Raw genomic sequence first — 21,797 nt, 5'->3', positions numbered from 1 at the left:
AGCCAGGATCAAACTCTCCATAAAAGTTGAGTCTGTCTTGCTCATGTTTGCACTGCTAAAGTGCGTTGTTCATTTCCTCATATAATGAAGAAATTGTATTGACGTACTGGTTGGTTCGTTCAGTTTTCAAAGATCAATTTTGTACTCCTGTCTTTATCGACAGTAATAGAATTTTAGCATAATACCAAAGAAAGTGTCAATAGTGAAAATGATATTTTCTTAGAATGCTTGTTTCATTAGTCGCCTGCTCAAGAAGCGACAAAAACTATAATACACACTTTTAAATCGATTGTCAACAAAACATTAAAGTTTTATTGTTTTGTTATATAAATAAAAGGGCTATCCCGCCATCATGCGAAATAACTCTTTTGTATCATTAAGCAGCTGTTACATAATAAATGTTTTTCTTTCTTTTTTTCCGGAAAAGATTTGCTGCAATTCTAGCTCCTCGAATATCATCACTTACCACCAGCACTTCTTTTTGACAATCGAATTGTTCTTTGAGTGCCCGTGGAAGGTAACTGAGCGGAATATTTTCAGCTCCCGGAAAAGGAGAATTGTGAGCAGAAATATAATCGCGGATATCTATTACGCAAAACCGTTCATCGAGAGCAATTTGCTGATCGATTTTTTTCAGTTTCCATCTTGGAATTGCAAATCTTGTAACAGCGAGTATCCCTAAACTGGCTGTTATCGCAAACAATAACTCCACTTTTCATGACCCCTTCTATTTATTTAGGTTGAGTTTCGCCGTCCCAGTTCAACATTCCGCCTTCTAAATTACGTACTTTGAATCCTTGCTGATCCAAGTATTGGGCAGCATTCATGCTACGGCCGCCAGAACGGCAAACCATGATGTACTCTTGGCCTTTATCCAAATCTTTTGCTGCCTCTGGAATATCTCCTAACGGAATGTGTTTCGCTTGAGGAATCATTCCTTGAGCAACCTCATCATCTTCACGAACATCAATGATTTTTACATCTTTATTTTCTTTCAACATATTTTGAACTTCTTCAGGTTTATATTCATGAATAGCCATTTGACATTCCTCCTTAAAAACGGTAACCTTCACTAATTTTAAGCAATTTTGTCACATTGTCAAGGGATAGGTGCCGGGGTATGAAAAGTTTGTACAGTTATACTATATCTCATTTGTATCAACCTTAAACAAAGAAAGCCGAGGCAGCCTTTTCAGACTGCTCCGCTTTCTATCAGTTTGCAACAATATTGACAAGTTTTCCAGGGATAGCAATTACTTTTCGTACCGTCTTTCCTTCCAGCCATTCCTGTATTTTTTCATGCTCAATTGCTTCTTTTTCAAGGTCTTCTTTTGAAGCATCTTTGGAAACTGTCATCTTAGCACGGACTTTGCCCATCACTTGAATAACGATTTCCACTTCCTCTTCCACTAATTTCGATTCAGCGTAAGCAGGCCATGATTGATAAGCAATCGAATCTTGGTGACCTAGTTTTTCCCATAATTCTTCTGCAAGGTGTGGAGCTACTGGAGAAAGGAGTTTTACAAACCCTTCTATATATTCTTTAGGTAAAACTTCTGCTTTATACCCTTCGTTTACAAACACCATCATTTGCGAAATTCCTGTATTGAACCGTAGTTCCTCAAAGTTTTCTGTTACTTTCTTGACCGTTTCATGATAAACCTTCTCTAGTGTTTGATCATTACTTCGTTGAATTTTATCGGAAAGCTCTTCTCCTTCTGTTACAATCAAGCGGTATACGCGGTCCAGGAAGCGCCGTGCCCCATCCAGTCCATTCGTCGACCATGCAACCGAAGCATCCAGCGGTCCCATGAACATTTCATACAGACGAAGTGTATCAGCACCATGAGAGTCTACGATATCATCAGGGTTGACGACATTTCCTTTCGACTTACTCATTTTCTCATTATTCTCGCCAAGTATCATACCCTGGTTGAACAACTTCTGAAATGGTTCCTTAGTTGGAACAACACCAGCATCATATAAAACTTTATGCCAGAATCGGGCATACAAGAGATGCAATACAGCATGCTCTGCGCCACCAATATAAATATCAACCGGAAGCCACTTTTTCAACTTGTCATAGTCGGCAAGTTTCTCGTCATTATCAGGATCAATATAGCGGAGATAATACCAGCAGCTGCCGGCCCACTGCGGCATCGTGTTAGTTTCCCGACGTCCTTTCATTCCCGTTTCCGGGTCTGTGACCATTACCCAGTCATCGATGTTGGCCAATGGAGACTCACCCGTTCCGGACGGCTTGATTTCGGTCGTTTTTGGCAGGACAAGTGGGAGCTCTTCTTCTGGTACTGGCGACATGGAACCATCCTCCCAATGAATCATCGGGATTGGTTCTCCCCAGTAACGCTGTCGGCTGAACAGCCAGTCACGAAGACGATACGTTGTTTTCTTCTCGCCTTTTCCTTTCTCCACAAGCCAATCGATTGATTTCTGGATTGCTTCTTCTTTATCCAGACCGTTTAATATCCCAGAGTTGATGTGTTTCCCGTCCCCCGTATATGCTTCGTTCTCGATATCTCCGCCTTCCACTACAGCGATAATCGGCAAGTCATATTTTTTAGCGAAATCATAATCACGTTCATCATGGGCCGGAACCGCCATAATTGCACCGCTGCCATAGGTCATAAGCACGTAATCTGCTACCCAGATCGGTAGTTTATTGCCATTAATCGGGTTGATGGCATAAGTACCCGTAAATACTCCTGTTTTATCTTTAGCGAGATCGGTCCGCTCCAGGTCACTTTTCGCTTTTGCTGTTTGAAGGTATTGTACAACTTCAGATTTTTGTTCGTCTGTTACAATTTTTTCAACCAATGGATGCTCTGGAGCCAACACCGCGTAAGTCGCCCCATAAAGGGTATCTGGACGGGTAGTAAAAACATCGAAGCTTTCGTCAAAGCCGTCAATATCGAAAACTACTTCCGCTCCTTCTGATTTACCAATCCAATTACGCTGCATATCTTTGATGCTTTCCGGCCAATCAAGGTCTTCCAAGTCTTCCAGCAGACGATCAGCATACTCTGTAATTTTTAACATCCATTGCTTCATCGGACGTCTTTCTACCGGATGGCCGCCGCGTTCGCTTTTCCCATCAATTACTTCTTCATTTGCTAATACCGTACCAAGGGCCGGACACCAGTTGACAGGCACTTCATCTACATAAGCGAGCCCTTTTTCGTAAAGCTTCAGGAAAATCCATTGCGTCCATTTGTAATAGTTCGGATCCGTCGTATTGACTTCGCGAGCCCAGTCATAAGAAAAGCCCAGGGATTTTATTTGACGACGGAAGTTATCGATATTCTGTTTTGTAAATTCCGCCGGGTCATTTCCCGTATCTAGTGCATATTGTTCCGCTGGAAGACCGAATGCATCCCACCCAATCGGGTGAAGTACTTCATAGCCTTGCATTCTTTTCATACGGGAAACAATGTCAGTCGCTGTATAACCTTCCGGGTGACCAACGTGGAGACCGGCCCCTGAGGGATATGGAAACATGTCCAGTGCATAAAATTTCTCCTTATCAGAAGAAGCATCTGTCTGGAACGTTTTATTGCTATACCAATAATCTTGCCATTTCTGCTCAATCTTTTTGTGCTTAAAAGCCATCGCTTTTCCTCCATTCTTATCTGGTTCTCAGAGATGATGATTTTCTTATTTCAATATTAGCTTGGAAATATTAGAAAAAACGGCTTGTCGCCAAGCAATTATGGCGAAAGCATTCGTAATTTCTTATACTTTAAACTTTTAACAAAGATATACTTTTTTAAAGTATAAAAAAGCCCCTCATCCCAACACTGGGACGAGAAGCTTACATTCCCGCGGTACCACCCAAATTGACGTCTTATACGTCCTCTTCAGCATCGGTAACGGCGATGGGCCGATAGAAGCTACTCTGTTTCCCTTCTATAACATCCGAGGCGAGTTCATCAGTTACAAGGCCAGCTTCCACCTGCCGCTGACTCTCTGAATTTCTTGCAGTCTGATTACTAATCCTCTTCTACGTCTTTATGAATATATCTATCCGTATCTTAATGAAACGTGAGGGCTTTGTCAAGCAATGGTAAGTGCTTTCACGTCGCAATATCTCTTTTAGTAAACGATAGATGACTGATGGTAAGGAAAATCACCAGGTAAGTAGTCAATACGACAATAGAGAACTGCGGTGTAATCCCCTCAACCAATGTTCTTGGCTGCAAATATTGCGTCAAATCTGCATGGGTAAAAAGGTAATATTTCATAATGGTATATTCCTGGAGTAAGAACACCATTTGCTGACCAGTGAACATCAGGAAAATGGACAGGCCAATAGCAAGAGCATTGGAGCGCGATAACGTGCCAACCATAAAAGCAAATGAGGTCATGATGAACAAATTAACAAATGACAAGCCATAAAGTTTCAAAGACTCTACCCAGATGGATTGCTTCATAACCTCCCCATTATCAACAGTCAACAAAACTCCTTCTCCCGAGTCAAAGAAAATCCATCCACTGATTATTGAGGTGACGTAAGCAATGAGTGCGATGGTTAAAGAAAATAAGAGCACAGCTCCATACTTAGACCATAAGATTTTCCCTCTTTTTACGGGGCGGATCGTCAATAACTTGATCGTCCCCCAGATGAACTCTGAAGCGACTATTCCAGACGCAATGATGACCGTAAACAAAGTGGCAAATGCTAAGTTACTTTTAGAATCCAAGAGAAATTGTCCGAAGCTCCCCCGATCCAGAGGGGGAATATTTTCTTCCAGTCGATGTTCAGCAATCACTTGCTGTTCTTCATAATAAGTTATTTCCTTATCCGTTGCTTCTGGATTACCCGCTTGCTGTTCGTACATTATTATCTGTTGCTGGACCTCTTCCTTCCAAGGCACATTTTCCTGCTGACTATTACCCCAGCTGCTCACAAAAGCGAATAAAAAGACCGATCCGACCAATATTGCAATTAAAATAATAGTGCTGTTTCGCTTGAAAATTTTCATCCATTCATTTTGCAGGAGGCGTATCATTTCAGCCAATCTGCTCACCTCCAGTCATTTCTAAAAATTCATCTTCCAATGTTTTTCGTAACGCAGTTATTTCATAAACAGCTATCCCATTTTCCACAAAGGTACGGTTAAGTTCTGCTGCCTGCTCCTTATTAATGGTCAATTGCAATTGCCCCTTTGTCTCTTCCACATTGTTTACCTCGTAGTGCTCTTCTATTAGTTTCAATGCCTTAGCGGGGTTAGAAACTTCAAATAGAAACGTTTTATTCTGGTGCTGGTCATTACCTTCCACCGAACGGATGGTAATTAATTTACCCTGCTGGATGACGGCAATACGATCACACATTAGCTCGATTTCTGATAGTAAATGACTCGAGACTAATACCGAGACTCCATCCTCAGCTGCAATTTTTCGTAAATACATTCGGAACTCCCGTATACCTGCAGGGTCTAATCCATTTGTCGGTTCATCTAAAATTAAAAATTTCGGCTTATGCAGGATAGCCTGCGCTAACCCTAATCGCTGCCGCATACCTAAGGAATAGGTCTGGACTTTATCATGGATCCTCTTTTCCAGACCAACCTGCTTTACGACATCTTCGATACGTTGCTTTGTTATATTCCCTTGCAGACGGGCGAAATGAATTAAATTCTGGTAACCCGACATAAACTTATACATTTCCGGATTCTCCACAATGGCTCCCACTTGTGAAATGCTTTGCGTATAATCTTGATTTAACCGATGGCCGTCGATCATAACTTCTCCGGATGTAGGCTTTATCAATCCGACCATCATCCGGATTGTGGTGGTTTTACCGGCACCATTAGGTCCAAGAAACCCGGTTACCTGCCCAGGATACAAATCAAGACTCAAGTTATCGATGATCGTTTTTCTTCCCATTTTTTTCGTTAAGTGTTTCAGCTGGACAACTGGCTGCTGACTCATGTTAACTTCTCCCCTTCATATAACCGCTTCATCCAATCCACTAGATTCATTTGGTGATTGCGGCGAATTTCATCAATATTTCCTTGAGCTAGAACTGTTCCTTCTTTTAAAACCACTACTTCATCAAGGAGGGGCTCGATTTCATTTATTTCATGTGTAGTAATGATAAGCGTTTGCCGGTCTAAATCAAGGTACTGAATTACACCTTGGACTATGGAACTTCTAACCATCGGGTCGAGGCCGGAAAATGGTTCATCTAAGAGGATATAGGGTGCATTCCTTGCCAATGTGACCGCCATTTTCACCCTGCCTCTGTTGCCTTTTGACAAGTGTTTTATTTTCTCGTCACCGTCCACCTTCATAAATGAAAGGATATCCATCGCCTTTTGTCTGTCAAAGTCTGAAAACTGACTTTCATAGTAGTCGATCAGCTGTGCTGCATTAAAAAAGGGGTAGAATTGATCAATATCCGACATGTAGGCAACTGTTGCACTTACTTTTCGATCAGCAAGTTTTTCCCCCACGAGTACTTCCCCATTCGTAGGCTTCAATAATCCGGCTATCAGTTTAAACATCGTTGATTTGCCGCTGCCATTCTCTCCGATGACGCCTATAATTTTCCCCTTAGAAAAGTGAACATCCATGTTATGGACAGCTTTTTTCCATAAAAACTTTTTCGATACGTTATTCAGTGTAATCATTTTTTCCCTCTCTTTCCCCTTGGTAATGCACAAGACCATCTACCATTTCATCCAGAGTGAATCCAAGTTCGCTCATATCTTGAACAAATGCTTCGATGTACAACTGCTTCATTTCCGTGCGCAGTTCCTGCAGCCGTTCAAGATTTTCGGTAACGAAAGTTCCTTGCCCTCTTTTTGTTTCCACGATCCCCTGCTGCTCCATTTCCCGGTAGACACGTTGCATGGTATTAGCATTTACTCCGGTTTCTACCGCCAACTCCCGGACAGAAGGCAATTTGTCTCCAGCATTGCGTTCTCCACGAATGATTTCACTTGAGACTTTATCGATCAGCTGCTGATATATCGGCTTATCCGGCTTGAAGTCCATTACCATGCCTTACACCTCTACCTTTCGATCCAATACCACAACACTCACCACATATAGCAGGCCAACCGTCAGCGCCCATGCTGCCACTTCACCTAATACAATAGGAAATCCTCCTGTTACGCCTCCATGAACGGTCATTCCAAAGACATTCAAAAAGTCGCCTGTCAAACCATCAATGTTAATTTGAACGGTGCCCCACCCGGCTATCTGTTCATAGAAAGAGGATTCACGTATCCAGGATGTAACTGCCATTAGCGAAATAAATAATAGGATAGAAATGAGAATACTTAGACCTCCGAGATATGTTTTCAACACCTGATGGAGTACCCATAAAAACAAAAGAAATACCGCCAATAATATTGCCTGGCCTAATATAAAAATGTTTGCGATGAAGACAACCAGAGCCGTTTCTCTCAACGACAAGATGATCCAATCTCCTGCAGTAATTATTGTAATCAGCCCAAACACTGTCATGGAAACAGTCATAAAGGAGAGGGATTGAAGAAACTTTACGCCGACAAGCATATATGTCGACTGGGGATTATGGAGAAATAACTCCAGCTGATCCGCCTCCCGATTTAAGCTGAACATGACTAAAGCAGCAAGAATAAACATATGAAGAATCAGCACCATAGCAGTTAACATGAACAGCTGAACGTCTTCTACCATGCCAGAAACCCCGACTGCAAAGCCTAATCCCACCAACAATAGTATTAAATAGTAAGTTTTCATTAATGTCCATTCCTTTTTCCATAATCCGGTAAAAGCTTTTCTTTTCATATATGCCACCCTTTTGTATTAGTGTACTAGTTAGATAGTACACTAATACAAATGAAGAAGCAATGTTATTTTTACAAATAGGCTCTGTTAAACTTCGTTGTTGATTAATAGGTTTCTTTCACAATAGGACGAAAAGTCGAAGGCTTGATTTCGAGATATTGTTTGGGAGTATAGGGGCGTGGGGGAAGGATTCAAGTCAGAGATTTAACAGAGCCTACAAATAAAAAACGGCCTATACGGCCGTTTCATCGATGCTCCAGATCATTTTCGTCCAATATCATATCATTCAAACATTGACTTACTTGGAGATGGAGGCGATGCAATTGATCTTTCTGCTGATGATTTGCGCTGTGCATCAATTTATCAATTTCCACCTCTGTTTGTTCCAGTCCCTGCTGTGCTTCTGTATAACTTGCTGTGATTGGATATCCATTTTGATTAGCAAGGGACAACTCATACTTCGCTTGCTCCAACCGTTGCCTCGTCTCCTGGATCATCGTTTCAATCGACTCTCTGGTCGCCATAGCTATCACCTCACCCATTAGCTTGGTTAAATCTGATTTTTTCATACACGAATATTGGTATCCCAAGCGTTCCATGCTAAAATTATTTCACCACTTTAGAGAGAAAGAGGAATCTATATGACATTGAACACGGTACTGGCTTTTGCTCATCAGGTGATGAAAGCAGCCATCAAGGAAGGTGATACCGCAGTAGATGCTACCTGTGGTAACGGCCATGATACACAATTTCTAAGTAATCTGGTTGGCGAAACAGGCTATGTGTACGGATTTGATATCCAGGACGCTGCTATCGCTTCTACTAAAGCAAAATTGACAGAGCAGCAATTCAATCGCGTAACATTGATACACGATAGTCATAAAGAAGTCAGCAGGTATATAAAACCAGAACATACGCGTTTATTGAAAGGGGCCATTTTCAATCTTGGTTATTTGCCAGGCAGTGATAAAACAGTTGTAACGACCCCCACCTCCACGTTAACTGCTCTCGAACACTTACTCGAGCTGCTCCAGCCCGAAGGTGTGGTGGTATTAGTCGTTTATCACGGTCATGCTGGCGGCTCGGAAGAAAAAGACCAGTTATTGGACTATGTCCAAACCCTGAATCAGCAATCTTTTCATGTCTTACAGTACGCTTTTATTAACCAGAAAAATACCCCGCCTTTTGTAATTGCCATCGAAAAAAGAAAATAAACCCGGCTGTCGCTTATAGCGACTTGCCGGGTTTCAATTTATGATAGACTTTCGTTTGAAAATGAAAAAACTTGGCTTTTCTCCCGCTTGCGTTTAATAATTCCCGGACAAATACCTTTGCATTTTCAAGCCTGCTAACCTTTCGATCAGCAAGATACATACCGACAAGCCCCTCCTGAATCATCTGATGGAAGTGAACATCCGGAAGTGTTTTAGTCCGTGACTTTGTCTCTTCCACAAAATAAACGAAACGTTTCCGCATCTCTCGTTCACTTTCATAATAGGAACAGAAGTTGAGGTCACCTTCCTCCTCATCCTCCTGCTGGTCAATGTAATAATCCAACAAGATATGAAGACCTTGTAAAAAAGGAAAGTAGCTTTCCGCAACTGTTTTTGCAAGTCTTTCGTTCATCGTTCCGCCTAAGGTATACGAAACCAGACAGAAAATTCCAAGAGTCGAACCGGTACAGGCAGAGAATTCATACCATTTCAACCCTTTAGCTGTTTTCTGTTCGGAAAACCATGTTTGCAGTCTCGGGATGCGTTCTTCTTCGACCACATGTTTGTGGACCTGCAAGTCATTATACAAATCACCTAACTGATTTACATAAGGATGGACAATTGAATAATCCGGCAGCCCTTCCAACACTTTCTGACAGGTAATAACTAAAGATTTCAGGTAACCCCCGTCATTTCGCTCTTCACGGTATTGATAGTAGTCATGCACAGGGTTCCCAGGGGTCAAGGCATCCGTCATTGACTGATGAAGCATTCGGAAATCCTGGGGATCCAGGGAGGTGCTACGGTCACATAAATTATCCAAATAGTCACTGATTGTTTGATAAGCAACGATGAATTTTACCGCGTCTTTCCACCGTCTGCCCGCCAGCATGCTATAGATAGAACCACCTTCGCAGTGAAAAGTCTTGCCCTCTATGCTTGCCAGCGCCTGCTTACGTAATTCTTCATTTGGTATTTTTTGTGCCATGCTGATCCAGCCGTTCAGCTCCTTATGTACTTGCGGGAAAACATGCCGATAAACATTTCTCATCATTGTCCATCCGTTTGAAGGTGTTCGCAAAACCAATGTGTCACTCCTCTTCGTGCGCGGATTGTTCCACTTTTTGCTTCATAAAATCCACAATATGCCTTACCACTGAATCGCGCTCCGGTTCATTCAGAATTTCATGATATAAGTTTGCCCATTCTTTATAACTTTTTTCACTTATGTCCAGCTGGTTGAACCATTTTTTGGTTTCTTTAATGTCGACCATCAAATCTTCGCCAGCCTGAACAACTAATGTTGGCACATCCGGGTAGTCGTTAATTTTTTTAAAAGCATGATTAATCGATCGGACGAATTCCCAATACCAGCGTACGGATACTGTTTCCAACATAAGCGAATCAGCTTCGTCGGATGCGATAACACTCTTATTCCGTGTTACTTTTTCCTTAAGGATCGGTGCTTCTACCTTATATTTAGGATAGACAGCATCCAATACACGGGACACCAACTTCACTGATTTAGTGGGTTCGTCTAAAATACCAAGTCCTGGAGATGAAAGAATGACACCTTTAACATCCGGTCTTTTCTCCTGCAGGGTACGAATAGTAATCAAACCACCCATGCTATGCCCTAGAAGAAAGACAGGAAGCTGAAATTTGGCCGCTTCATCCAGCCAAGCCGTTACCGCCTCGATATATTGATCGAAACGGTCAATATGCCCGCGTCTTCTTGTCGATTTTCCCTGTCCAGGCAAGTCCCCGTAGACAACATGAAACCCCTGTTGTCGAAGAAGGGAAGCAATCTCATCATACCTGCCCGCATGTTCAAACGCACCATGAACAATCACTACTACTCCTGCAGGGTCATCTGCAAGTATCTTTTTCATCGGTTAATCCCCTTTTTCAGTGCTCGAATTTGCTATACTTGTAATAACTATATTATAAGGGGGATATTGATGATTTGCGAATATAAAGGAATGCACCCGAAGATTGCATCCTCCGCTTACATAGCAGAGGATGCGGTAGTGACAGGAGATGTAACTGTTGGAGAGAATGTCAGTATCTGGTTCAAAACAGTTATTCGTGGCGATGTAGCGCCTACTTATATTGCTGATAATGTCAACATTCAGGATTTGAGTATGCTCCACCAAAGTCCAAATAATCCGTTGATCCTTGAAGAAGGAGTAACGGTAGGACACCAGGTTACCCTGCACTCATCTGTTATTAGAAAAAAAGCGTTAATCGGGATGGGGTCGCTTGTACTGGATGGGGCAGAAATAGGAGAAGAAGCCTTTTTAGGGGCTGGAAGCCTCGTGCCTCCAGGGAAAAAAATTCCACCAAGAACGTTAGCTTTAGGGCGTCCTGCCAAAGTCGTCCGGGAACTGACAGAAGACGATTTTGCAGAAATGAATCGCATTCGAAGAGAATATGTGGAAAAAGGGCAATATTACAAAGAACTGCGTAATGACCAAAATTAAAGATACAAAAAGACCCTTCCGCTAACTTGGAAGGGTCTTTTATTTCTACTTTAACAAACCTTTATTCAACCTAAATGATTAAACGAAAGTCAATTTGCTTTCTGGTTTATCTTCGTTGATCAAGTCTTCGATTGGATGACGACGTTCGACAAAGATCTGATGCCATAGCATAAACATCAATACGGTCCATATTTTTCGGCTGTAGTCACCTTTTTCCTGACAGTGCGCCTCTAATAAATGAAGTACATAATCTTTATGCAAGTACTCATCCGTTTCACTTTCAAGAATCAGCATTTTCGCCCAATCATATAGCTCATTTTTCAACCAGTGACGGATTGGAACCGGAAAGCCTAGTTTCTTGCGGTCTAATACATGGTCAGGCACAATTCCGCGGGACGCTTCCCTTAAAATGCTTTTCGTCGTGCTATTGGCTATTTTCAAATCCACCGGAATACTTTTTGCTACATCAAATACTTCCTTATCCAGAAATGGCACACGTAACTCAAGTGAATTTGCCATTGTCATTTTATCAGCTTTTAATAAAATGTCACCACGCAGCCACGTATGAATATCTACGTATTGCATCTGATTTACGAGATCGTAATTTTTTGCTGTGTCGAATAACAGTTCTGTCACTTTCTGATACGGTAGATTCAGATGGTTGCAAAGCAGTTTTTCTTTTTCCACTTCTTCAAACATTTTCGCGTTACCGATATAACGATCTCTTAATGGAGTGGTCCCACGTTCAAGAAAACTCTTCCCTTTTACTCCTTCCGGTAAGATATCAGCTACCCGTCCCAGCAGGTGTTTGGCTGGATCAGGAATAGATTGAAAGACTTTCAAGGATTCCGGCTCACGATAGATGTTATATCCGCCAAACAGTTCATCCGCACCCTCACCCGAAAGGACTACAGTAATATGTTTCCGAGCTTCTCTGGCTACGAAATACAACGGTACACATGCAGGATCTGCCAATGGATCATCCATGTGATACATGATTTTAGGAAGCTTGGCTACATATTCCTCCGGCGAGATAATATATGATATATTCTCCACCCCAAGTTTATCAGCTGTTTCTTTCGCTACATCGACTTCAGAATATCCCTCTCGCTCAAATCCAACGGAAAAAGTTTTGATTCCTGGATGATATTCTTTTGCCATCGCTACTATTAAACTGGAATCAATACCGCCGGATAAAAACGAACCAACTCCAACATCACTGCGCATATGCTTGGCTACGGAATCATACATGACATCCTGAATACGTCCTATCCACTGCCTTTTATCCATAAGGATGGGTTCGAAAGTGGCATGCCAATAACGCTCCAAATTTATTTCTTGTCCCGGTCTCTGAGTAAAATAATGTCCTGCGGGTACTTTCTGGATATTTTCCGTCATCGTCCATGGCTCTGGTACATACTGAAAGCTCAAGTAATGGTTTAAAGCTTCAGCGTCAACCTGCTCTGAATCTTTCACCATAGTCAAACTCTTCTTTTCAGAAGCAAAATATGTACCTTCTTCCTCTACCACAAAAAATAACGGCTTGATGCCAAACGGATCCCGCGCGCCGTAGAGTTGCTGTTCCTGCTTATCCCAAATCAGGATAGCAAACATCCCCCGTAATTCATTGAATGCCTTTTCACGTTTATCATGAAATAAGGCCGCAATAACCTCTGTATCCGACTCTGTACGGAAAGTAAATCCTTTGGTCACTAAATTCTCTCTTAATTCAATGTAATTATATATCTCTCCATTAAATACCATCCAATACCGTTGGTCCTCATAGCTTAACGGCTGTTGTCCGCTGTCTATATCAATGATACTGAGGCGGCGGAAACCAAATGATATATACTCATCATGATAGAACCCTTCTTCGTCCGGTCCCCGGTGGGTAATATAATCATTTTGCCTTCGAAATGTCTGAAGTTTTTCTTCAGTCATCTGTTCCGGGTCATTTCTAATCACACCGATGAATCCACACATAATAAGCCCCCTCTTTCTCTTTACAAAATCTTCATACTTACTTATGAAGTATAACATAGACAAAAAAAGTAAAATAGCCCACCTTTTTTCATATTTATTACCCTGGTTTTAGGCTCCGTTATTCCTTGTTGTTAATTAATAAGGCTTATTCAACAATAGGGCCGAATTGTGGAAGACTCAGTTTCAAGATAGTGAGGGTTCTTTACCATAATAGCGTCAGGGGTGGCTGGGAAACTACTCGCTTTCCAGCTTCATCGCCTAGACACTCGCGACATAAGCAGTCCATCAACGGGAAGAAAAAACACTTCCCTTTTGATGTTCTGCTTATGCGTGTCGTGTCTCCCAAGGCGATTACGCATTCATTTCTTTCCTGCGGGGGAACCGGCAAGCCTGTTCGGTCGTTTTCACTCCCTGTGGGATCTCGCCAGGCTCCTTCTCCCGCGGGAGTCTCGCAGTTTCCCAATCAACCCATCCGAAGGATGGGAGAAAAGAACCCCTGTTATAGGTGAGGCTGTCTTCTACAATCAATAGTTACAAACACGTTTTACAAGTAGCTATCCCTTTGGTTGAAGGACTTTATAACGATGTTTCCGTTTCTCCCATAAACGCAAGGAGGTCCGGGAAATGGCGAGACTCCTCGAAAATACTACGCATTTCCTTCGTGCGGTGTCTATTCAAGAAGCTTATCAAAGTCCTATGGGAGGATAGTACATGGTGAGATCCCACAGGGCTTTAGCTTGAGGAAGCTCACCACATGCCCATGGAAAGCGAGTGATTTCCCGGACCTCCCAATTCCCAACACTATAACGGAAACAGTTTCGTCGAAACTGAGTCTTCAAGAAAAGGGAGCTTAAGTGTAATATCAAAACTGAGATTTAGCAGAGCTTTTAAAAAACGGATCCAACCTATTAATGATTGGATCCGCTTCTTTACATTTATTCGGTTAGCAACTTTTTCAATTCTTCTGCTTTATCCGTTTTTTCCCATGGGAACTCAATGTCGGTACGGCCAAAATGACCATAAGCTGCAGTGTCACGATAAATTGGACGTCTCAGGTCGAGCATTTTAATGATTCCTGCTGGACGAAGATCGAACAATGCACGTACCTCTTCAACCAGTCGCTCTTCACTCACTTTTCCTGTTCCGAAAGTATTGATAGCGATAGAAACCGGCTGGGCAACACCAATAGCATAAGCCAACTGGACTTCACACGATTCAGCAAGTCCGGCAGCTACGATATTTTTAGCAACATAACGTGCTGCATAGGCAGCCGAACGGTCAACCTTAGTGGCATCTTTTCCACTGAAGGCTCCTCCGCCGTGACGGGCATATCCACCATAGGTGTCTACAATGATTTTTCTCCCAGTCAAACCAGCATCCCCTTGTGGACCGCCAATGACAAATCGCCCGGTCGGGTTAAGGAAATATTTAGTATGATCATCCATCAATTCGCGCGGCACCACAGGTTCAATAACATGCCGCTTCAAATCTTCCTGGATTTGCTCCAGCGTAATATCTTCCGCGTGCTGGGTAGAAATTACGATGGTATCGATTCGCATCGGACGATCATTTTCATCATATTCAATCGTTACCTGTGTCTTACCGTCAGGGCGCAGGTAGTCGAGTGTACCATCTTTTCTTACATCACTTAACCGTTTGGAAATCTTGTGAGCAAGAGAGATTGGGAGTGGCATGAGTTCTTCCGTCTCATTATTGGCATAGCCAAACATCAATCCCTGATCGCCAGCACCGATTGCTTCAATTTCACTGTCACTCATACGACCTTCACGGCTTTCCAGAGCGACATCAACTCCACCGGCAATATCCGGGGACTGTTCATCGATTGCAGTTAGTACTGCACATGTTTCAGCATCAAAACCAAACTTAGCTCGTGTATACCCAATCTCTTTAATCGTCTTTCGAACGATACTTGGGATATCGACATATGTACTGGTAGTGATTTCTCCAGAAACCAGTACAAGACCCGTAGTTACAGTTGTTTCACAGGCGACACGGGCGTTAGGATCATTTTTTAAAATTTCGTCTAAAATAGCATCGGAAATCTGGTCACAAATTTTATCCGGGTGACCTTCTGTTACAGATTCCGAAGTGAATAACCGGCGATTCGCAGCCATGCTGATAAATTCCTCCTTTAGTTGTACACAAAAATTAGACGTAACTCCTATCCCAGTACGAATGGGAAACCAACCATCTCTTCCATTTCTATTTTATTTCTCCCCGATTAGGGATAACATGATATTTTATCTCATTAGAGAAACCTGGTTTGCCGCCAAAACGTTTTGGCGATAGCCTTCATATTTCATATACTTTAATCATGTAAAAAAGCTAATTTTATTAAAGTATAAAAAAGAAAAACCTTTCCTTTTAATGAGGAAAGGGGGCTGCTTCCTTTCGCTCTTATCGTTCAAGGATCAATCCTTGCTACAGGTTAGCACCTTTTCACTTCCGTGATGGTTGCTGAGGTTTCATCGGGCCTGTCCCCTCCGCCGACTCTGGATAAGAGAGTATCCGTTCGCACTATATCGTAACCAAATCAGCCGCGCTTGTCAATCAACTGAATCCTGTTAGAATTAGGATTGGGAAGATAGGTGTACCCTACTATAAATAGGAATACTCTTATCGTATAATATGGTTAAAATAAATCTAAGCTTTTCGTTTGATTGAGATCATATCTTACTCTCAAAACAACGTGTCTATATAGTTAGAATAAATATTCAAAAAATATATGACAGTAACAAAAATAGTATGGACTAATACAATGAATGTGTTATACTAATAATCAATTAAAATACTCCCCACTTAAAATGTGGGGTAAATCTTTACGTAAAGGCGGGTTTACGCGATGACGACGATAAATCAAATGTCCCAACTCTCTGACTTGCTGTCTCAAGAGAATGTTTTAAAAAACCTTTCTGTAGCCCAATTAGTGGAAAAAACTTTAAGCCGAAATGAAGGCGTTCTCACATCGACAGGAGCGGTACGTGCTACAACCGGCACATATACCGGACGCTCGCCTAAAGATAAATTTATTGTTAAGGATGAGATTTCCAAAGATACCGTAGACTGGGGACCAGTCAATAAACCGATTGATGAAGATGTGTTTACTCGTTTATATCATAAAGTGCTTGATTACTTACGCGCAAAAAATGAAGTGTTCATATTTGATGGATATGCTGGGGCCGATGAAAACTATCGACTTCCCATCCAGGTAATTAATGAATTAGCCTGGCATAACCTATTTGCACGACAAATGTTCATTCGTCCAAAAGAAGAGGAATTAACAGGGCATGAAGCAGAATTCACCGTCATTTCAGCCCCTAATTTCAAAGCAGACCCGGCAATTGACGGTACAAATTCAGAGGCATTCATCTTCATTTCATTCAAACATCGCGTAGTTTTAATCGGTGGTACAGAGTATGCCGGGGAGATCAAAAAATCCATTTTCTCTGTTATGAACTATATGCTTCCCCGAAATAACGTCCTTTCGATGCACTGCTCCGCCAATGTCGGGCAGGAAGGCGACGTCGCTCTTTTCTTCGGACTCTCTGGTACAGGAAAGACGACATTATCAGCGGACCCGTACCGTCGTTTAATTGGTGATGATGAGCATGCCTGGTCAGCCAAGGGCGTTTTCAATATTGAAGGTGGCTGTTATGCAAAAACCATTAATTTATCAAACGAAAAAGAACCACAAATCTATGACGCTATCCGATTCGGATCCGTACTGGAAAATGTCATCTTAGATGATGATTCGAGGAACCCTGATTATAATGATACATCATTAACAGAGAACACACGAGCGGCTTATCCAATCGATAATATTGATAACATCGTGTTACCAAGTGTCGCCGGCCATCCCAATACCATTATCTTTTTGACAGCTGATGCCTTCGGCGTTCTACCGCCAATCAGTAAGCTATCGAAAGAACAGGCGATGTACCATTTTCTTAGTGGATATACAAGTAAACTGGCCGGTACAGAAAGGGGAGTCACGTCTCCTGAGGCAACTTTCTCTGCTTGTTTTGGTTCACCATTCCTTCCACTTGCTCCTGCAACGTATGCAGAAATGCTCGGGGAAAAAATCGATCAATATAATACAAATGTATTTCTTGTAAATACCGGTTGGACCGGCGGAGCATATGGGGAAGGAAATCGCATGAAGCTTTCTTACACCCGTGCCATGATCCATGCGGCCCTGGAAGGTGAATTGAATTCCATTGAAACTCATCGGGATGAAATTTTCGGTCTCGAAGCTCCAATGCAAGTGCCGGGAGTCCCTGATGAAGTGCTTATCCCAAAACAAACCTGGAAAGACCAGGAGGCTTACGACCGAAAAGCTAAAGAGCTTGCGATGAAATTCCATGAGAATTTTGAGAAGTTTACCCATGCAAGTGAAGCTATTGCACAAGCTGGCCCGACATATAGAGGCTAGCCTGAACTTTGTTTCCTCATCTCCTCATATAAATAAAGAAACGGATACGTTCCAGAGCGTATCCGTTTCTTTTATGATTGTTTCAGCCATTTACACAGCCTCTCGATTGTTTTCCGATTGATTTTTGGTGGAAAATAGTGATCCGTCTCAGAATATATCCAGCTTTCATATCGTTTATTATATAACTTCATGGCTTCTTGTAGACGAAAGGCATGCTGAACGTCGACATTTTCATCTTTCTCACCATGGATCACCAACAAATCCGCCTCCATCTGATTCAGCTTATGGAGTGGGGTCCTGGCAAGGTAGCGCTCTGGGTATTTTTTAGGTGTACCCCCAGTCACCCGTTTCATCATGCGCCGAAGGTCTTCTCGCTCCCAGTAAGTAAGTGTAACATCGCTGACTCCTCCCCAAACCACCACTTTTTTCACTTGAGGCATTTCAATTGCCGTCCATAATGCCATCACTCCACCACGCGAGAAACCGAAGACATAAATATCCTCCACCACTTTGGGGTGATTCTCCAGCACACGAACACCTGAGTATGCATCATGTCGGTCATTTAAGGCGAAGTCTTCGCTCCCTTCACCGCCCATATTGCCTCGGTAAGTTGGTGCGAATACAATAAATCCCTGGGCTGCAAATTGAATGATTCTTCCTATCCGCACCTTTCCGACGTTTTTAATTCCCCCTCGCAAGTAGAGAAATCCAGGGTAGGAACGATTCTCCTTAGGTTCCACCAAAAAACCCTTCACTTTCAACCCCTGGCTCATATAGGTTACAAGGTGAATATCAAAGCCAGGGTGAGGAGAAGGAAATTTCATCTTGTCCACCACGGATCCATCCATTCTTCACTTTCCCTCCTATGCCCATAAAGCTATTTAGTTATATAGGCATTCACACATTTTTTCACTTTCACATAAACTACATTAGTTATTCTAACCAACATCATACAGGAGGAGCTTTCCGAATGAAAAAAATCCGTTTAGTGGGAGTCTTCATGATGGCAATCTTGCTGACTATCGCTGCAGCAGCATGCGGCCAGCAGCAAACCACCAGCTTGAAGGTAGCAGAAGTCACTCGTTCGATCTTCTACGCCCCACAATATGTCGCATTGGAAAAAGGGTTCTTTGAAGAAGAAGGATTGGAGGTCGAACTGAATACGACCTGGGGTGGCGACAAAACGATGACCGCTCTATTATCTGATGGTACCGATATCGCACTTGTCGGGTCGGAAACATCCATCTATGTGCACGCACGAGGGGCAAATGATCCAGCTGTGAACTTTGCCCAGCTTACCCAAACAGATGGGACATTCTTAGTTGCCAGGGAAGAAGTGAAAAATTTTCAATGGGAAGACCTGAATGACAGTACCTTTTTAGGACAAAGAAAAGGCGGGATGCCGCAAATGGTCGGTGAATTTGTGTTGAAGAAGCACGGGATCGACCCACAAGAGAATTTAAACCTGATACAAAATGTAGATTATGCTAATATTCCTAATGCCTTTGCATCCGGCACTGGTGATTATGTCCAGTTATTTGAACCGACGGCAAGTATCTTCGAGCAAGAAGGTATTGGACATATCGTTGCTTCATTCGGTGAAGAGTCAGGGCACGTCCCATATACAGTTTTTATGGCAAAAGAAAGCTTCATCAAGGAAAACGAAGAAGCAATCAAAAAATTCACCAAAGCTATATACAAAGCACAACAATGGGTGGAAGCTCAGCCTGCGATGGAAACAGCAAAAGTCATCCAGCCCTACTTTGAGGATTCCGAACTTGATTTGATTGCCACCGTAGTAGATCGCTATAAGAGCCAGGGCTCATTTGCGACAGATCCGATCTTAGATGAAGAAGAATGGAACAACTTGAAAGTGATTATGGAAGAAGCCGGGGAACTCCCAGAAGATGTTGGTCATTCTACTTTAGTAAACACCAGTATTGCAGAAGAAATAATCAACGAATAGGAGGATCCCTCATGCCATTGTTGTCCGTCAACCAAGTCTCTCACCACTATTATTCCAAAAAAGATTATACCAAAGCTCTGGAGAATATCTCATTTACATTGGAACAGGGGGAATTCATATCAATCCTGGGACCAAGTGGCTGCGGGAAAACGACATTACTATCCATTGTTGCTGGTTTAATTAACCCGACGAGGGGTGAAATCATACTGGATGAAGTCTCTGCTGCAGAACCTGGCAATAAGGCACATATGGGTTATATGCTGCAGCAGGATTACCTTTTCCCTTGGAAGACAATTAAAGAAAACATAATGCTTGGCCCGAAAATAAATAAAACAATAGATAACTCGATTAAAGAACGGGCAGACCAGATGCTGGAGGAGGTAGGCCTGCAAGGAATCGGAGATTCTTATCCAGATGAACTTTCTGGCGGGATGAGACAACGTGCCGCCCTGGCACGGACATTAATAACCGAACCGAAGCTCTTATTATTAGATGAACCCTTTTCGGCACTGGATTTTCAAACAAAGCTCCGGTTAGAAGATTTCGTTTCTCAATTGCTAAAACAATATAACAAAGCGGCATTGCTCGTTACCCACGACATCAGTGAAGCGATTGTTATGAGCGACCGCATTATCTTATTAAAACCACGGCCAGGAGAGATTAAACAAGTTTTCCGAATGCCTCCTGAATTGAGGAAAATATCTCCTTTCCAGGCACGTCAGCACCCTTCATTCCAGGCTATCTTCGACGAAGTGTGGAAGGAGATGAGTGCGCTTGAAAAATACTGAATCAGCTAATCGCGAACTCCACAAGGCCTATGTGAGGAAACTAAAGGTAGAACAACGCTGGATCCGTTTTTGGCAGATTTCGATTTTTATGATATTTTTCAGTTTTTGGGAGTTGGCCAGTAGATTAAAATGGATCGATCCGCTTCTGTTCAGTGCACCAAGCAAAATCTACAAGTTATTCATTGCCAAGGCAAGCGACGGTTCCTTATGGATGCATATTAACGTCACCTTATTTGAAACGGTTGCGGGTTTCATTATCGGCACCTTTGCTGGAATACTGTTAGCGGCCATGCTATGGTGGTCTACTCGTTTTTCAAAGATCATCGATCCCTACCTTGTCATCCTGAATGCTATGCCAAAAGTGGCACTCGGACCCATTATCATCGTTGCCCTTGGACCAGGATATATTTCGATCATCGCCATGGGCGCGATCATTTCTATCATTATTACAACTCTGGTTGTCTATAATGCTTTTCAGGAAATCGACAGTAACTACATCAAGGTATTACAGAGCATGGGGGCATCAAAACGTGTATGTTTTAAAGAAGCGATATTCCCCGCCTCCTTCCCGACAATGATTTCCTCGCTTAAAGTAAATGTCGGTCTTTCATGGGTCGGTGTTATTGTTGGGGAATTCCTCGTATCAAAACAGGGGTTAGGCTATTTAATCATCTACGGGTTTCAGGTGTTTGACTTTACATTAGTATTATTTTCTTTATTGGTCATCGCTTTCTTTGCAGCTATCATGTATCAGCTGGTAGAAAAACTGGAAAAGAAACTGATAAAGCATTAATTTTAAGCCTCTGTTATACGTTTTTGATAATTTATCATTAGAAGCCTCTTTAACAAAAGGGCCGAAAAGTCGAAGACTTGATTTCGAGATATTGTGGGGTCCGTTGCCGAATCCGAAGAAAGGGCGGCTGGGAAACGGTTCGCTTTCCTGTGGGGGAGCCGCCGAGCCTCCTCGGTCGTTTCACTCCCAGTGGGGTCTCGTCTGGATCCTTCTCCCACGGGAGTCTCACCGTTTCCCGCCACCCAACTATCAAGAAGCTTAACGGACCCACGCATACCTGAGTCAGCGTCCCACATCCCCAAGCTTCCTTTTGCGAG

Annotated in this window: 21 protein-coding genes, 1 riboswitch and 1 other annotated feature; of the genes, 6 read left to right on the top strand and 15 right to left on the bottom strand. The window is 42.6% G+C overall.

The window, feature by feature from the left end; genetic code table 11:
- Positions 1-376: 376 nt before the first annotated feature.
- From FHS45_RS11000 to FHS45_RS10960, 9 genes are all read right to left on the bottom strand, one after another.
- Complete coding sequence (locus tag FHS45_RS11000) at positions 377-712, bottom strand: rhodanese-like domain-containing protein (RefSeq protein ID WP_062440672.1); 336 nt, start codon at positions 710-712, stop codon at positions 377-379.
- Between the two features lie 19 nt (positions 713-731).
- Positions 732-1,040 (bottom strand): rhodanese-like domain-containing protein, encoded by a 309-nt coding sequence (locus tag FHS45_RS10995; RefSeq protein WP_062440675.1) that lies wholly within the window; start codon positions 1,038-1,040, stop codon positions 732-734.
- Positions 1,041-1,212: 172 nt separating this feature from the next.
- Complete coding sequence (leuS, locus tag FHS45_RS10990) at positions 1,213-3,627, bottom strand: leucine--tRNA ligase (RefSeq protein WP_062440677.1); 2,415 nt, start codon at positions 3,625-3,627, stop codon at positions 1,213-1,215.
- A gap of 186 nt (positions 3,628-3,813) precedes the next feature.
- Positions 3,814-4,030: a binding site (T-box leader), on the bottom strand.
- A gap of 61 nt (positions 4,031-4,091) precedes the next feature.
- Positions 4,092-5,027, bottom strand: coding sequence for an ABC transporter permease (locus FHS45_RS10985; protein WP_229717847.1), 936 nt, complete (start codon positions 5,025-5,027; stop codon positions 4,092-4,094).
- A gap of 1 nt (position 5,028) precedes the next feature.
- Complete coding sequence (locus FHS45_RS10980; protein ID WP_062440681.1) at positions 5,029-5,952, bottom strand: ABC transporter ATP-binding protein; 924 nt, start codon at positions 5,950-5,952, stop codon at positions 5,029-5,031.
- Positions 5,949-6,653: an ABC transporter ATP-binding protein gene (locus FHS45_RS10975; RefSeq protein ID WP_062440683.1), complete on the bottom strand. Its 705-nt coding sequence runs from the start codon at positions 6,651-6,653 to the stop codon at positions 5,949-5,951. Before FHS45_RS10975 ends, FHS45_RS10980 begins: the two co-directional genes overlap by 4 nt.
- Entirely contained in the window at positions 6,637-7,026 is a 390-nt protein-coding gene (locus tag FHS45_RS10970) for a GntR family transcriptional regulator (protein ID WP_062440686.1), read from the bottom strand. Before FHS45_RS10970 ends, FHS45_RS10975 begins: the two co-directional genes overlap by 17 nt.
- Before the next feature lie 3 nt (positions 7,027-7,029).
- Positions 7,030-7,800 carry a hypothetical protein gene (locus tag FHS45_RS10965; protein WP_062440688.1) on the bottom strand — a complete coding sequence of 257 codons (771 nt, stop codon included), beginning with the start codon at positions 7,798-7,800 and terminating at the stop codon, positions 7,030-7,032.
- A gap of 245 nt (positions 7,801-8,045) precedes the next feature.
- Positions 8,046-8,369: a DUF2524 family protein gene (locus tag FHS45_RS10960; protein ID WP_229717818.1), complete on the bottom strand. Its 324-nt coding sequence runs from the start codon at positions 8,367-8,369 to the stop codon at positions 8,046-8,048.
- 72 nt (positions 8,370-8,441) lie between these two features.
- On the opposite strand from FHS45_RS10960, the gene mnmM reads away from it, so the two are divergent.
- Entirely contained in the window at positions 8,442-9,014 is a 573-nt protein-coding gene (gene mnmM, locus FHS45_RS10955) for a tRNA 5-(aminomethyl)-2-thiouridylate-methyltransferase MnmM (protein ID WP_062440692.1), read from the top strand.
- 13 nt (positions 9,015-9,027) lie between these two features.
- Here mnmM and FHS45_RS10950 read toward each other — a convergent pair whose 3' ends face one another.
- On the bottom strand, positions 9,028-10,065 hold the full coding sequence (locus tag FHS45_RS10950) for a tetraprenyl-beta-curcumene synthase family protein (RefSeq protein WP_371872016.1): 1,038 nt from the start codon (positions 10,063-10,065) through the stop codon (positions 9,028-9,030).
- Between the two features lie 40 nt (positions 10,066-10,105).
- On the bottom strand, positions 10,106-10,906 hold the full coding sequence (locus tag FHS45_RS10945) for an alpha/beta hydrolase (protein WP_062440696.1): 801 nt from the start codon (positions 10,904-10,906) through the stop codon (positions 10,106-10,108).
- A gap of 69 nt (positions 10,907-10,975) precedes the next feature.
- Between FHS45_RS10945 and FHS45_RS10940 the strand changes: the two genes are divergently transcribed.
- Positions 10,976-11,497, top strand: coding sequence for a gamma carbonic anhydrase (locus FHS45_RS10940; RefSeq protein WP_062440699.1), 522 nt, complete (start codon positions 10,976-10,978; stop codon positions 11,495-11,497).
- Between the two features lie 78 nt (positions 11,498-11,575).
- On the opposite strand, the gene asnB is transcribed toward FHS45_RS10940, so the two are convergent.
- The 3 genes from asnB to metK all read right to left on the bottom strand — a co-directional run bounded on the left by asnB (position 11,576) and on the right by metK (position 15,615).
- Positions 11,576-13,480 carry an asparagine synthase (glutamine-hydrolyzing) gene (asnB, locus tag FHS45_RS10935; RefSeq protein ID WP_062440702.1) on the bottom strand — a complete coding sequence of 635 codons (1,905 nt, stop codon included), beginning with the start codon at positions 13,478-13,480 and terminating at the stop codon, positions 11,576-11,578.
- A gap of 351 nt (positions 13,481-13,831) precedes the next feature.
- Positions 13,832-14,008, bottom strand: a complete 177-nt coding sequence (locus tag FHS45_RS10930; RefSeq protein ID WP_166761381.1) for a hypothetical protein — start codon at positions 14,006-14,008, stop codon at positions 13,832-13,834.
- A 407-nt stretch (positions 14,009-14,415) separates the two neighbouring features.
- Positions 14,416-15,615, bottom strand: a complete 1,200-nt coding sequence (metK, locus tag FHS45_RS10925; RefSeq protein ID WP_062440705.1) for a methionine adenosyltransferase — start codon at positions 15,613-15,615, stop codon at positions 14,416-14,418.
- 280 nt (positions 15,616-15,895) lie between these two features.
- Positions 15,896-16,004: riboswitch (SAM riboswitch) on the bottom strand.
- A gap of 339 nt (positions 16,005-16,343) precedes the next feature.
- Here metK and pckA point away from each other — a divergent pair.
- On the top strand, positions 16,344-17,933 hold the full coding sequence (gene pckA, locus FHS45_RS10920) for a phosphoenolpyruvate carboxykinase (ATP) (RefSeq protein ID WP_062440707.1): 1,590 nt from the start codon (positions 16,344-16,346) through the stop codon (positions 17,931-17,933).
- A gap of 71 nt (positions 17,934-18,004) precedes the next feature.
- Here pckA and FHS45_RS10915 read toward each other — a convergent pair whose 3' ends face one another.
- On the bottom strand, positions 18,005-18,781 hold the full coding sequence (locus tag FHS45_RS10915; protein ID WP_062440710.1) for an alpha/beta hydrolase family protein: 777 nt from the start codon (positions 18,779-18,781) through the stop codon (positions 18,005-18,007).
- Positions 18,782-18,903: 122 nt separating this feature from the next.
- On the opposite strand from FHS45_RS10915, the gene FHS45_RS10910 reads away from it, so the two are divergent.
- Genes FHS45_RS10910 through FHS45_RS10900 form a run of 3 tightly spaced genes read left to right on the top strand, consistent with a single transcriptional unit; the run spans position 18,904 to position 21,480 of the window.
- Positions 18,904-19,899, top strand: coding sequence for an ABC transporter substrate-binding protein (locus FHS45_RS10910; protein ID WP_062440712.1), 996 nt, complete (start codon positions 18,904-18,906; stop codon positions 19,897-19,899).
- An 11-nt stretch (positions 19,900-19,910) separates the two neighbouring features.
- Positions 19,911-20,687 (top strand): ABC transporter ATP-binding protein, encoded by a 777-nt coding sequence (locus FHS45_RS10905; protein WP_062440715.1) that lies wholly within the window; start codon positions 19,911-19,913, stop codon positions 20,685-20,687.
- A complete protein-coding gene (locus FHS45_RS10900) occupies positions 20,674-21,480 on the top strand; it encodes an ABC transporter permease (RefSeq protein WP_062440719.1) in 807 nt (268 codons plus the stop codon). Before FHS45_RS10905 ends, FHS45_RS10900 begins: the two co-directional genes overlap by 14 nt.
- The last annotated feature ends 317 nt before the right edge of the window (positions 21,481-21,797 follow it).

The organism is Thalassobacillus devorans (assembly GCF_011761345.1).
In the GTDB taxonomy this organism is placed as follows: domain Bacteria; phylum Bacillota; class Bacilli; order Bacillales; family Halobacillaceae; genus Thalassobacillus; species Thalassobacillus devorans.
The sequence above is the reverse complement of the archived record's forward strand: the minus strand, read 5'-3'. Positions and strand labels throughout refer to the sequence as shown.

What these genes read in the sequence shown, in the direction of transcription:
- FHS45_RS10995 (WP_062440675.1), bottom strand. Translation starts at nt 1,040, where the DNA reads ATGGCTATTCATGAATATAAACCTGAAGAAGTTCAAAATATGTTGAAA.
- leuS (WP_062440677.1), bottom strand. Translation starts at nt 3,627, where the DNA reads ATGGCTTTTAAGCACAAAAAGATTGAGCAGAAATGGCAAGATTATTGG.
- FHS45_RS10985 (WP_229717847.1), bottom strand. Translation starts at nt 5,027, where the DNA reads ATGATACGCCTCCTGCAAAATGAATGGATGAAAATTTTCAAGCGAAAC.
- FHS45_RS10980 (WP_062440681.1), bottom strand. Translation starts at nt 5,952, where the DNA reads ATGAGTCAGCAGCCAGTTGTCCAGCTGAAACACTTAACGAAAAAAATG.
- FHS45_RS10975 (WP_062440683.1), bottom strand. Translation starts at nt 6,653, where the DNA reads ATGATTACACTGAATAACGTATCGAAAAAGTTTTTATGGAAAAAAGCT.
- FHS45_RS10970 (WP_062440686.1), bottom strand. Translation starts at nt 7,026, where the DNA reads ATGGTAATGGACTTCAAGCCGGATAAGCCGATATATCAGCAGCTGATC.
- FHS45_RS10965 (WP_062440688.1), bottom strand. Translation starts at nt 7,800, where the DNA reads ATGAAAAGAAAAGCTTTTACCGGATTATGGAAAAAGGAATGGACATTA.
- FHS45_RS10960 (WP_229717818.1), bottom strand. Translation starts at nt 8,369, where the DNA reads ATGAAAAAATCAGATTTAACCAAGCTAATGGGTGAGGTGATAGCTATG.
- mnmM (WP_062440692.1), top strand. Translation starts at nt 8,442, where the DNA reads ATGACATTGAACACGGTACTGGCTTTTGCTCATCAGGTGATGAAAGCA.
- FHS45_RS10950 (WP_371872016.1), bottom strand. Translation starts at nt 10,065, where the DNA reads ATGAGAAATGTTTATCGGCATGTTTTCCCGCAAGTACATAAGGAGCTG.
- FHS45_RS10945 (WP_062440696.1), bottom strand. Translation starts at nt 10,906, where the DNA reads ATGAAAAAGATACTTGCAGATGACCCTGCAGGAGTAGTAGTGATTGTT.
- FHS45_RS10940 (WP_062440699.1), top strand. Translation starts at nt 10,976, where the DNA reads ATGATTTGCGAATATAAAGGAATGCACCCGAAGATTGCATCCTCCGCT.
- asnB (WP_062440702.1), bottom strand. Translation starts at nt 13,480, where the DNA reads ATGTGTGGATTCATCGGTGTGATTAGAAATGACCCGGAACAGATGACT.
- metK (WP_062440705.1), bottom strand. Translation starts at nt 15,615, where the DNA reads ATGGCTGCGAATCGCCGGTTATTCACTTCGGAATCTGTAACAGAAGGT.
- pckA (WP_062440707.1), top strand. Translation starts at nt 16,344, where the DNA reads ATGACGACGATAAATCAAATGTCCCAACTCTCTGACTTGCTGTCTCAA.
- FHS45_RS10915 (WP_062440710.1), bottom strand. Translation starts at nt 18,781, where the DNA reads ATGGATGGATCCGTGGTGGACAAGATGAAATTTCCTTCTCCTCACCCT.
- FHS45_RS10910 (WP_062440712.1), top strand. Translation starts at nt 18,904, where the DNA reads ATGAAAAAAATCCGTTTAGTGGGAGTCTTCATGATGGCAATCTTGCTG.
- FHS45_RS10905 (WP_062440715.1), top strand. Translation starts at nt 19,911, where the DNA reads ATGCCATTGTTGTCCGTCAACCAAGTCTCTCACCACTATTATTCCAAA.